This window comes from Massilia rhizosphaerae, assembly GCF_016093545.1.
Lineage (GTDB): Bacteria > Pseudomonadota > Gammaproteobacteria > Burkholderiales > Burkholderiaceae_D > Telluria > Telluria rhizosphaerae.
This window is the reverse complement of sequence record NZ_JADKYX010000023.1, coordinates 71434-83938: the sequence shown is the minus strand read 5'-3', so window position 1 is coordinate 83938 and position 12505 is coordinate 71434. Positions and strand designations below refer to the sequence as shown.

General features: G+C 71.0%; 7 protein-coding genes. 6 read left to right on the top strand and 1 reads right to left on the bottom strand.

Going from position 1 to position 12505, the window contains the following annotated elements; all coding sequences use genetic code 11:
- The first annotated feature begins 37 nt into the window (after positions 1-37).
- The gene (locus ISF28_RS25960; protein WP_198120070.1) at positions 38-1294 is read left to right on the top strand and encodes a metal-dependent hydrolase; all 1257 of its coding nucleotides are present in this window, start codon (positions 38-40) and stop codon (positions 1292-1294) included.
- A 30-nt stretch (positions 1295-1324) separates the two neighbouring features.
- On the opposite strand, the gene ISF28_RS25955 is transcribed toward ISF28_RS25960, so the two are convergent.
- The gene (locus ISF28_RS25955) at positions 1325-3181 is read right to left on the bottom strand and encodes a glycosyltransferase (protein ID WP_198120069.1); all 1857 of its coding nucleotides are present in this window, start codon (positions 3179-3181) and stop codon (positions 1325-1327) included.
- Between the two features lie 337 nt (positions 3182-3518).
- Between ISF28_RS25955 and ISF28_RS25950 the strand changes: the two genes are divergently transcribed.
- From ISF28_RS25950 to ISF28_RS25930, 5 genes are all read left to right on the top strand, one after another.
- Positions 3519-5774, top strand: a complete 2256-nt coding sequence (locus ISF28_RS25950) for a TonB-dependent receptor (RefSeq protein ID WP_198120068.1) — start codon at positions 3519-3521, stop codon at positions 5772-5774.
- A 65-nt stretch (positions 5775-5839) separates the two neighbouring features.
- Entirely contained in the window at positions 5840-6733 is an 894-nt protein-coding gene (locus ISF28_RS25945) for a carotenoid biosynthesis protein (RefSeq protein ID WP_198120067.1), read from the top strand.
- Entirely contained in the window at positions 6730-8013 is a 1284-nt protein-coding gene (locus ISF28_RS25940; RefSeq protein ID WP_229519396.1) for an oxygenase MpaB family protein, read from the top strand. Before ISF28_RS25945 ends, ISF28_RS25940 begins: the two co-directional genes overlap by 4 nt.
- An 89-nt stretch (positions 8014-8102) precedes the next feature.
- The gene (locus ISF28_RS25935) at positions 8103-11591 is read left to right on the top strand and encodes a hybrid sensor histidine kinase/response regulator (RefSeq protein WP_229519395.1); all 3489 of its coding nucleotides are present in this window, start codon (positions 8103-8105) and stop codon (positions 11589-11591) included.
- Entirely contained in the window at positions 11588-12505 is a 918-nt protein-coding gene (locus tag ISF28_RS25930; RefSeq protein ID WP_198120065.1) for a diguanylate cyclase, read from the top strand. Before ISF28_RS25935 ends, ISF28_RS25930 begins: the two co-directional genes overlap by 4 nt.

Below are 12505 nucleotides of genomic sequence, written 5' to 3'. Positions count from 1 at the left end.
GCCCCGCCAGCGCTTGCGATTTGGGTAAGATTGCAGGATGGATAATCTCACCCACTCCGTCGTCGGCCTCGGCATCGGCGCGCTGATCGATCGCAGCGTGCCGCCCGAGGTGGCACCCGAAGCGGAAGCCGGCGCGCAGCGCAAGCGCACGCGCCTGCTGCTGACCATCGCCTGCGTCGCCAGCAATGTTCCCGACCTGGACCTCGTGCTCACGCGCTTGCTGGAGAAACCGCTGGGCTATCTGCTGCACCACCGCGGCCACACGCATACCTTGCTGGGCGGGCTCGGTGAAATCGTCCTGCTGCTGGGGCTCGTCTGGCTGCTGTGGCCGTCCGCGCGCCACCTGCTGCGCGCCAGCCGCCGGGCGCGCCTGGCCGCCGCCGGCGCCGCGTGCGTCGGCGTGCTGCTGCATATCGCGATGGACGGCTTGAACGTCTACGGCGTGCATCCGTTCTGGCCGTTCGATACGCGCTGGTATTACGGCGACCTCGTCTTCATCGTCGAACCCGTGTTCTGGATCGCGTTCGGCATTCCGCTCGCCGCGATGGTGCGGGGACGCGTGCGCCGCGTCTTGCTGCTGGCCCTGCTGGTGGCCGTGCCCGCCGCCGTGACGGTCGCCGGCGTCCTGCAGTGGGGTTCGCTGGCCGGGCTGCTGGCGCTGGCAGGCCTGCTCGACTGGATCGCACGACGGCAGGCGCGCCGGCCCGACGGCGCACGGGGACGGGCCGCCCTCGCCGCCGGACTGGCCGCGGCGCTCGCCTTCGTCGCCGTCCAGGCCGTCGCCATGCACGCGGCCCGCGTATCCGTGGCGACAGCCATCGCTCGCCTCGATCCAGGCGAGCGCCTGCTCGACACCGCCTTGTCCGCCTATCCCGCCAATCCGCTGTGCTGGTCGTTCGTGACGGTGGCGACGAATGCTGTCGATGGCACCTACCACCTGCGCCGCGGCCTGCTCAGCGTCGCGCCGGGAGTGAATCGCGTCGCCGCCTGCCCCGCCCCGATTGCCGGCCCGGCCGGAGACGGCGGCGCCGCCGGACTGGCCTGGCAAAGCGAGGAACGCGACAGCCTCGCCCACCTGCGCGACCTGCAAAAGAACAATTGCCACTTCAATGCATGGATGCGTTTTGCGCGCGCGCCCTCCATCGGCGCCTCGACGGCGACGGACGCCCGCTGGAGCCCGCCCGGCCATGCCAATTTCTCGACCATCGACTATGCCGCGCTCGGACCCGCGCCTTGTCCGCATCCCGTGCCGGATTGGCGCTATCCCCGCAGCGACCTGCTGGGACGGCCCTGAGCGGCGGACGGCGCGCGCGGCCATCGTCGGCTACCCCGCCACGCGCGGTCCGCTGCCCGCGCCGGCAATGACGTGGCGGAAGAACGCCACGAGGTCAAGCACGTGGGTGTCGAAACAGAATCGCTCGCGCTCTTGCCACATGCGTTCGCGCACGCCGCGCATGCGCTGGCCGTCGCGCAACTGGGCGGCCAGGTCGTCGACGTCGTCGTAGAACAGTCCGATGCCGAGCCGGCGCGCCAGCGACTGCGCCGCAACGACGGCATCGCCGTTGTCGCGCTGGATCAGCGGCAGACCCGCCGCCGCCAGGGTGGCGATGCGGGCCGGCAGGTTCAGGTCGTCCCAGTCGGCGCGGCGCACGTCGCCCTCGTTGCGGCTCGTGAAGCAGTGCAGCCAGCCGGCGTCGTAGCGCGAGAATTCCTCGACCCAGCGGTCCTGCGCCACATTGCCGTGCAAATGCAGGTGGCGCGGGGCCAGCGCCTGCGTCGTCGCGATCCACTCGCGCCACTGGCCCTGCGTGAAGTCGCCGTAGAAATGCAGGTGGATGCCGGCCGCGGCGAGCGCCGCGACGACGGGCGGATGCAGCCCGATGGGGCGGCCCGGCACGACGGTGTGCACGGCGCCGTCGGCGGCGGACAACGGCGGCGCGGGCGTGCCGGCGAACCAGTCGCGCTTGGGCAGGTCGCCGTCGAGCACGTGGCACGGGCGCGTGCGCGCGAGGCCGGGCGACGCCGCGTCGAACCAGTCGCGCGCTTCCGGACTGCTGAAGATGCGGCCGTCGGCCATGCGGTACAGGTCGAGCAGCTGCGGCCAGATGCCCTTGTTCAGGCAGATGAACGGCCCCTCCTTGAAATGCCAGACGAACGGAATGCCCGCGCTGGCCAGCAGCACCTCGTGCGCGAACGGCACGGCCTGCCAGTTCAGTTGCGCATAGATCAGGTCCGGACGGAGCCGCCGCAGCGCCGCGCACCAGTCGTCGCGGGGCAGGTCCGTGACGTGGCCGAACGGCAGCGGGCCGACCGTGTTGAACCAGTGCGGCGTGTCCGTCCACAGGCCGTACAGGGCATGCCCCTGCTCTTCCAGCGCCAGCACTCGCTCCGCGTTGTAGGCCAGTTCGCCCACGAGCAGGATCGTGAGGCCGTCCGCCGCGCGCGGCGTGGGCGGCCGTTCGCGCAGGCGGCGGTACAGCGCGGCCTCGTCGATGGGGTTGCCCGTGCGCGTGTGGAAGCGCAGCGGCGCGCGCACGCGGTAGTGGCTGCGGAACGGATTGATGCCGCCCTCCGGTTCCCGCATCAGCTTGTGGCGCTGGCGCGGATGGTCGACCCATTCGCACGTGACGGTGCCCGTGCCCACGCCGGCGCCCAGCGCCAGCAGGCGCGACCAGTACATGCGGTCGAGGTCGTCGGACTCCAGTTCCGCGCGCTCCGTCCAGCGCAGGCCGGTGCGCCGGTGCATCGCCTGCACGAGCTGCAGGCACTCGCCGGGGATGCGGCCCGCGGCCTCGCGGTTGTAGTGCCAGCGCACGCCCGCGTGGGCCAGCACGGCGTGCGGCGCGGCCACGAGCGCCGCCGCCTGGCTTTCCAGGTGGCGCGGGTACATCACGTCGTCGCTGGGCAGGTACGCGACGAGCGGCGCCGTCGTCGCGTCCAGCGCCACGTTGAGCGCCCGTCCGAGTCCCCCGTTCGCGTCCAGCGCGAGGTAGCGGATGCGCACATCTTCCAGGAACGGCGCGACGGCGGCCGCCGTGCCGTCGCGCGAGCCGTCGTCCACGACCACGGCCTCCCACGCGTCCAGCGTCTGGGCCTGCAGGCTCGCCAGCGCGCGGACGATGAAGTGCTCCTGTTCGAAGGTCGGCACCAGCACGCTCACGCGGGGTCGGACGGACGTCATGGCCAGAGAACCGGGCATCGCCGCGCCGGCGGGTCGTTGGAATGCATCCAGCATAAGGAGGGACGATCCCGCCCATTTGCGCAAAGTCAGTCGTGCGCGCCTCATGGCGGAAAGTACAACATTTCAAAATCGATAAGCGCACGTGGCCCGAAAGATACGTTATGTGAACATTCCTGCATCATTTTGTGGTAACTCAACACTATTTCCCGTTCGCACTACCTGTTAGACTCTTCCGTTTCACCCGCCTGCAATAAACTCTCACGCAAACTCACGCAGGCGCGTGCGTGCCCACGGCACGGCGAACCAAGCAACGACTATAAGAAAACTGGGGTAGTTCATGAAGAAACAGCAGGGTCGGTCGACCCCCAACCTGCTCGCCATGGCGATCGCGACGATCGCGTGGGGCACGCAACACGCGCCGGCATACGCGCAGACCGCCGGGGCGCAAGCCGACGGCATCCAGGAAGTCATCGTCACGGCGCAGCGCACGGCCGCGCCGGAGTCCAGGACGCCGGTGGCGATGAGCGTGCTCACGGCAGCGGATCTCGACAGGACCGGCGCCGACCAGCCGGGCGACCTCGCCGCGCGCCTGCCCGACACGTATCTGGAAAACTCGTACGACGGCCTGCGCATCACGATCCGCGGCGTGTCGAACGCGGACGTCACCGAAAAGGGCGACCCGTCCGCCGCCTTCATGGTCGACGGCGTCTACGTCGCGCGCCCGCAGAGCCAGAACGCGACGCTGTACGACGTCGACCGCGTCGAAGTGCTGCGCGGCCCGCAAGGCACGCTGTACGGCCGCAACACGACGGCGGGCGTCGTCAACGTGATCACCAGGGCGCCCGTCAACCGGTTCGAAGGCAACGTCCACACCGCGTTCGGCAATTGGGGCGAACGCCAGGCCGGCGCCATGATCAACGTGCCCGTCAACGACGCGCTGGCGCTGCGCGCCGCGGCCACGTGGAACGAGCACGACTCGTATCTCACGAACGGCAGCAACACGCCGCGCGGGCTGGGCCTGGACCGCGCCGACCGCGCCGCCCGCCTGTCGGCGAAGCTGGCGCTGAGCGACAAGGCGGCCCTGCTCGTGCGCTACGAAGCGAGCCGCGACAACAGCAACAACGACAGCACGGTCCCCGATTCGAACTTCTACGACGGCATCGCGACCGGCAACCCCACGTGGAACGGCGATTCGACGGACCGCCGGCTGACCTACCGCTTCAATCCGCCGAACACCCGGTTCGAACAGGGCTATTCGCGCAAGAAGGCATCGAGCCTGACGGCGGAACTGAACTGGGACCTCGGTCCGGCGACGTTGTCCTGGCTGGGCGCGCACCGCAGCTTCGACCACGACTACCTGTACAACTTCTATTACCGCGTCGCGCCCACGTTCGCGCTGGGCGTGCGCCAGCCGTTCACCGGCAGCTACACCCAGGACTCGCACGAGCTGCGCCTCGCCACCAACGGCGCGGGCCCGCTGAGCGCCCAGGGCGGCGTGTACTGGTTCCGCGAACGCGCGCGCGACACCTATTATTTCCGGGATCTGCAAGCCGTCCACCTGCCGCCCTACTACGTGTTCGGCAACGATCCGGTCGAAGCGCGCAGCAAGGCCGTGTTCGGGCAGGCCACGTATCGCCTGGCCGACGGCCTGCGCGCCACGGCCGGCGCCCGCTACACGGAAGACGACAAGTCGCGCACCGGCACTATCGGCTACCAGCGCGCCGCGACCTACGACGCGGCCACCGACCTGCGCGAGCTGAACGCCGGCAGCATCTCCACCGACAAGACGACGTGGCGCCTGGGCCTCGACTACGACCTGGCGCCGGCCACGCTCGTCTACGGCTCGATCGCGACCGGCTACAAGGCGGGCGGCTTCAACGACGGCTGCGCGGCGGGCGACAACAAGGGCGGCATCGGCTGCCCGGCCGCCACCGCATTGCCGGCGTCCAGCCTCACCTACCGGCCGGAGACGGTGCGCGCCTACGAGGCCGGCGTCAAGACACGCTTCTGGGACCGCCGCGCGAGCCTGAACGTGGCCGTGTTCCACTACGACTACCGCAACCTGCAGCTTTCCAACGAAGTCGTCGTGGGCGGCCGGCCGCGCTACGAGACGACGAACGCGGGCGCGGCCTCGATCCGCGGCCTGGAAGCGGACGGCCAGGTGCTCGCGACGAGCGCCGACCGCTTCACGTACGCGCTCACCTTGCTGGACGCGCACTACGTCGACTACATGCCGGACGGCGTGCACTCGTGGGCCGGCGTCAAGCTCGATCGCACGCCGGCGCGCACCCTGGCGCTCGGCTGGGAACACAGCGTCCGCGTCGCCGGCGGCCTGCTCGCGGGCGGCGTCGGCACCCGCGCCAGCGCCAGCTATCTCCTCGGCGTGCCGCAGGCGGGGCTCAAGTACCGCGTGCCGGGCCATACGGAATCCGACCTGCACCTGGGCTGGGAGCCGGATGGTGCGCGCTGGCGCGTGCTGGCGCGCGTGCGCAACCTCGAGAACGAGGTGCGGCCGATGACGATCAGTTCCTCCGGCCTCGCCGTGCCGACCGCGCCGCGCACGGCCGACGTCCGCTTCGACTACCGTTTCTGATGCCGACCGCGGCCGCCGTATCCGGGCGGCCGCTTTATCGTAACGCCGTGCCCCTGGAGCCCGCCATGACCCCGCTTGCGTTCCCGCCTCTGCACCGTCGTCTGCCCGTCGTTTCCGCTACGCTGCTCGTGATCTTCCTGCTCGTCCTCGCCAGGCGCATCGGCGGCGAGACCACCCACCTCCTCGTCGCCAGCTCGCTGCTGATGTTCGGCTGCTGCTGGGCGAGCGCCGCGCACCTGCTCGGCGGCGGCGCCGCGCTGCGGCTCGTCGCCATCGGCACGGGCTTCGGCTGGCTGGCCGAACAACTGGGGTCGTCGTACGGCTGGTTCTTCGGGAGCTACACGTACACGTCCGTGCTCGGACCGCGTCTGGGCGACGTGCCCGTCGTGATCCCGATGATGTGGTTCGCCCTGGGCTATGTGGGGTACGTGATCTCCAACCTGATCGTGTGGCAGGACCCGGTCGACGGCCCCGCGTCGCTGGGCCGCGACGCCATCCTGGCGCTGCTGGGCGCGACGGTCGTCACGTGCTACGACCTGGGCGTCGACCCGTACATGGTGTACGTGCTCAAGGCCTGGATCATGACGAAGACGGACGGCGCGTGGTTCGGCGAGACCGTGCAGGGCTTCGCCGGCTGGATGACGGTGTCGTTCGCGATCCTGTTCGCGTTCCGCCGGCTCGCGCGCGTGCGCCCGGCCGCAGAACGCGGCGACGCCGTCGTCCCCACCATGCGCCACGTGCTCGTGCCGCTGTCCGTGTATGCGGGCCTGATGGTGTTCCAGGTGCTGCTCGGCTATCCCGTCGAAGCGCGCACGATCGCCCTGTTCGCGATGGGCTTCCCGCTGCTCGCGGCATTCGCCGGTCTGCTGCGCTGGCAAGGCATCCTGGCCCGCCCCGCCGCCGCCACGCACGCGTCCGGCGCCGCGCTGCCGGCCGCAACGCTCAAGGAGGCCGCATGAAACGCGACGCCCTCGAACCCGGCCTGACCGACGACCCGGTCCTGCGCGCGGACCCGCTGGCCGACGCCACCATCGCCCGCATCCTCGGTCCCGGCCAGCCCGGCGGTCCGGACATGGCGGCCATCGAACTCGTGAACAAAGAGATCGCGCGCTGGCAGTTGAACGGCGACCTGGATGGCTGGCGCGCCAGCCCCGGCCTGCCCGCGCCGATGGCCGCCGCGCTGGAGGACTACGTCGCCACGGCGCGCGTGCTGCCCGACTGGGCCGACGCGGCGAAGATCGCGCGGGCCGAAGTGCTGTTCATGGAAATGAGCATGGCCTCGTGCACGCTGCTGTTCTGCGCCAGCCTGCCGCAATGCTATGTGATGCCCGACCTCGCGGCCGTGCTGCACGCGGCCGGCGAACTGGAAAAGCACACGGACTACCGCGTGCGCGCCACCGCCGCGATGATCTTCCCCGTCATGATGCACGGCGGGTTGACGGACCCCGCCGGCGGCGGCGTCGCCCAGGCCATCAAGGTGCGCCTGATCCACGCGATGATCCGCCATCTCGTGCTGCGCGGCGACGTGGCCGACGCGCTCGTCGCGCCGCGCCGCGTCCCCCGGCTCCTGAAGCACGGCGGCACGATGCCGCAGGTGCTGTACGCGCACGGCTGGGACATCGACCGCCTCGGCCTGCCCTGCAACCAGGAAGAACTGGCGTACACCCTGCTGACCTTCAACTACGTGTTCCTGCAAGGCCTGCGCCGCCTGGGCCTCGGCCTGCGCAAGCACGACGAGGAAGCGTACATGCACACCTGGAACGTGCTGGGCTACGTGCTCGGCATCGAACCCGGCCTGATGACGGACACGATGCCTGACGCGGCCCGCATGTTCGCGGACATGCAGGCACGCGCCCGCGCCCAGGCGCGCAAGCCGGATCCGCGCCCGGCGCTGGCCGGCGCCCTCGTCGCGACGATGCAGCGCTACATCCCGCCGCGCGTATTGAAACCGTTCCCCGTGCTGCTGACGCGCCACCTGGTCGGCAAGGACTCGACGCGCGACCTGGGCCTGGACGGCCGCGTGTCGCTGCTGTCGCGCGCGCTGTTCGTGCTGGGCTTCGGCTTGGTGCGCGGCATCGACGCCGTCGGGCGGCTCGTCATCCCCGGCTTCTCGATCTCGCGCCTCGTCACGCGCATCCTCGGTTACCGGCTCACCGCGAAGCTGCTGATGGACGAAACCCGTCCGCTGAAACTGCCGGCCACCTTGCTGAACGAGGTCGGCGACGCCGTGCGCGGCTGACACAACGACCCCAAGGCGCCGCGCTGGATGAATGCCCTCGAGCGCTACTTCACCGGGCGCCGGGCGCCGCCGCCCGCCAAGGATCAATGATGTTCGCACTACCCTTCTCCATATCTGCCCTCGGCGCGCGCCGGTTCGTGCTGGCGCTGCTGCTGGCCGTCTTCTCGCTGCTGGGAACCGCGCATGCCGCGCCGGCGCCGCTCGCGCTGGACGATGCCCTGGAGCGCGTCGAAGCCTGGCCGGCCGTGACCCTGCTGCGCGATCCGGACGGCCGCCTCGACGCCGCCGACCTCGCCGCCGCGCCCGAACGCTTCGCGGCGCCGCACGGGGCCTATGCCACGCTGGGCATGGAGAAAGGCCCCGTGTGGGTGCGCATCCCCGTGCGGGCGACGCCGGGCGGCGACGGCGCGTGGGCGCTCAAGGTCGACTTCGGCCTGCTCAACCGCGTCGACATGTACCTCGTGCGCGCCGGCCGCATCGAGCGCCACGCGCGCGGCGGCTCGGAGCGAACGGGCGAACGCGGCCCGTTCGCGCGGGGCGGCCCGGTGCCGGCTTTCCTGCTGCAGCTGGAGCCGGACCAGCCCTACGACGTGCTGCTGCGCGTGGACACCAACGGCCCCAAGATCCTGCCGATCACGTTCGCCAAGCCGGGACCGTTCTACGAGGACGCGCTGCACGACCGGCTCGTGCAGGGTATCCTCACGGGCCTGTTCCTGTGCCTGCTGCTGTACAGCCTCGCGCAATGGTTCAACCTGCGCGAGATCCTGTTCGCCAAGTACGCGCTGCTGATCGGCGGCCTGGCCCTCTACAACCTCGCCTGGTGGGGTCTCGGCGCCGAATACCTGTGGGGCGCCAGCACCTGGGCCACCGTGCACGCCACCGGCATCATCTCGCTGATGACGTCCTGCGGCGGCTACCTGTTCGTCGGCGAGGCGCTGACGCGGCCCGGCGTCGACCGCGTGTTCCCGCGCCTGATGCGCACGGGCGCCGTGCTGTGCGTGGTCGCCGCCGTCGCCTTCGGCCTCGACCTGATCCACGACAACGCGCTGGTCGCCGTCGTCGGCTCGCTGGGCATCATGCCGATGCTGCTCGGCCTGCCCGGCGCGTTCAACCGCGCGCGCCGCGGCGACACCGTGGGCATCTATTTCCTCGTCGGCTGGGCCGCGAGCTTCGTCAGCTCGGCCATCCAGGCGCAGGTCATCAAGGGCGGCCTGGACGCCACCTACTGGACGCTGAACTCCACGCAGTTCGGCGGCACGTTCGACATGCTCGTGTTCATGCGCATCCTCGGCCTGCGCACCAAGAGCATCCAGGACGCCATGCTGCGCGCCGAGGCGGCGACCCGCATGAAATCGGAATTCCTGGCCAATATGAGCCACGAGATCCGCACGCCGATGAACGCGATCATCGGCATGAGCCGCCTCGCGCTGATGGCCGATCCGAACACCCGGCAGCGCAACTACCTGTCCAAGATCCTCGGCGCGGGCGAGCACCTGCTGGGGATCATCAACGACATCCTCGACTTTTCCAAGATCGAGGCGGGCCGCCTGACGCTCGACGCGGTGCCGTTCGACCTCGACGAGATGCTCGAGCACCTGTCCAGCATCGCCGCCATCAAGACGGACGCGCGCCGCGTGGAACTCGTGTTCTGCGTGCCGCGCGGCGTGCCGAGCCGGCTCGTGGGCGATCCGCTGCGCCTGGGCCAGGTGCTGATCAACCTGACCAACAACGCCGTCAAGTTCACGGAAGAAGGCGAGATCGTCGTCGCCGTCGAACTGGTCGAGCGCGAGGCCGGGCGCGTCGTGCTGCGCTTCTCGGTCAGCGACACGGGCATCGGCATGGACGCCGACCAGCTGGCGCGCCTGTTCCAGTCGTTCACCCAGGCGGACAGCTCGATCACGCGCAAGTATGGCGGCACGGGGCTGGGCCTGTCGATCTCCAGGCAGCTCGTCGAACTGATGGGCGGCACGATCGCCGTCACGAGCACGCCGAGCGTCGGCAGCCGCTTCAGTTTCACCGTCCCGCTGGGCATCGCGGACGCGGGCAGCACGGCCGCGCCGGCGGCCGGCAGCCAGCTGCAGCGCATGCGCGTGATGGTCGTCGACGACAGCCCGGGCGCGCGCGACGCCCTCGTCGAGATGCTGGACGGCTTCGGCATCCACGCCGACGCCGTCGCGTCCGGCGAGGAATCGCTGGCGCGGCTGGCGCAGGCCGTCCAGGAGGACGCGCCGTACCAGGTGGTGCTGATGGACTACATGATGCCCGGCTGGGACGGCGTCGAGACGATCCGCCGCATCCGCGCCGACTCGCGCTTCGCGGCGCCGCCCGCGATCCTGATGGTCAGCGCCTGCACCCGCGAAGGCGTGCTGCAGCAGGAAGGCGAACTTCCGCTGTCCGGCTTCCTCACGAAACCCGTCGGCCCCGCGCTGCTGTACGACAGCCTGCTGCAGGTGCTGCGGCCCGACCTGGCCGCGTCAAGCGCGCCGGCGCACGGCGCACGGAACGGGGCCGGCATGCCGGCCGACGCGGACCGGCTGGCCGGCGCGCGCGTCCTGCTCGTCGACGACAATGCCAACAACCGCGAGGTGGCGCTCGACTTCCTGGCCGTCGCGCGCATGCGCGTGGACGCCGCCACGAACGGCCAGGACGCCATCCGCATGGCGCAGGACGGCGACTACGACCTGGTGCTGATGGACATCCAGATGCACGGGATGGACGGCTACACCGCCGCGCGCGCCATCCGCGCCCTGCCCGGCTGCGCGCGCCTGCCCATCGTGGCCATGACGGCGCACGCGATGGCCGGCGACCGCGAAAAGAGTCTCGCCGCCGGCATGAACGACCACGTCGTCAAGCCGATCGATCCGGACCTGCTGCTGCGCACCCTCGTCAAGTGGATCGACCCGGAACGTCTCGCGGGCCGCGTCGCGCCGCAGCGGGCGCCCGCCGGCGCCGCGCCGTCGGTGCCGGCGGCCGCGGCGCCGGCGCTGCCGGCCGTGCGCGGCGTCGACTGGCACCGCGCGCTGGCCAATGCCGGCGGCCAGCAGCAGCGCCTGCGCCGCCGCGTCGCCGGTTTCCTGCAGGAGTACGCGCAGGCGCCGCAGGTGATGCGCGACGCGCTGGAGAACGGCGACTACGCCCCGCTGCAGGCGCTGGCGCACAACCTGAAATCGGGCGCGGCCTACATCGGGGCGGCGCCGCTGGCCACCCTGGCGGGCACGCTGGAGCAGGACCTGCGCTCCGGCCGCGCCGAGCGCGTGTCCGTGCTGGCGCCGGACCTGATCGTGGCGCTGGACAGCGTGCTGGCGGGCCTGGCCCGCGTCGACGCCGCCCAGGCGCCGGCCGTCCGCGGCCTCGATGCCGGCGCCCTGCTGGCGCGCCTGCGCGGCTTCCTGGAAACGGACGACGCGCGCGCCGAGGACGCCCTGGCCGAACTGCAGGGCGTGCTGACGGACGCGCGCCACGCGGCGCCGCTCGCCGCCATCCGCGCGGCCGTCGACGAGATCGAATACGAGCGCGCACTGGTCCACCTCGACGGGCTCGAACGCGCCGTCGACCTCCAGGCGGAGGCCGCATCGTGAACGTCGAACCGCAAAAAGTCCTGATCGCCGACGACGACCCGATCAACCGCCAGGTGCTGGCCGAACTGCTCAAGCCGGAATACACGGTGCTGCTGGCGAAGAACGGCGAGCAGGCGCTGGAACGGGCCGCGCGCCACGCGCCGGACCTGATCCTGCTCGACGTGATGATGCCCGACCTGGACGGCTACGAAGTGCTGCGCCGCCTGCGCGCCGAACCGCACCTCGAACAGATCGCCGTGATCTTCATCTCCGGCCTGGACCGCCCGGAAGACGAGGCGAACGGCCTCAAGATGGGCGCCGCGGACTACATCGCCAAGCCGTTCAACGTCACCGTCGTGATGGCGCGCGTGGCGCTGCACCTGCAGCTCGTGCGCCAGCGCCGCATGCTGGAACGCCTGGCGCACGTGGACGGCCTGACGGAGCTGGCCAACCGGCGCCGCTTCGACGAGCTGTACGCGCAGGAATGGCAGCGCGCCCAGCGCAACGGCTGGCCGTTGTCGCTGGCCCTGCTCGACATCGACGCGTTCAAGCAGTACAACGACTACTACGGCCACCCGGCCGGCGACCGCGCCCTGCGCGCCGTCGCGCGCACGGCGGCCGCGGGCCTGCGCCGCCCGGCCGACCTGGCCGCGCGCTACGGCGGCGAGGAATTCGTGCTGCTGCTGCCGGACACGGACGCCGTCCAGGCGCGCCACGTGGTGGACGACGTCTGCGCGGCGATCGCCGCGCTGGAGATGCCGCACGCGGCGTCGCAGGTCTCGTCGGTGCTCACGGCCAGCGTGGGCGGCGCGACGCTGGGCGGACACGGGCCGGAAAGCGCGGCCGAATTGTTCGAGGCGGCGGACGAGCACCTGTACCGCGCCAAGCAGGAAGGCCGCAACCGGGTGGTGTGGCGCAACCCGATCGGGGAGTGA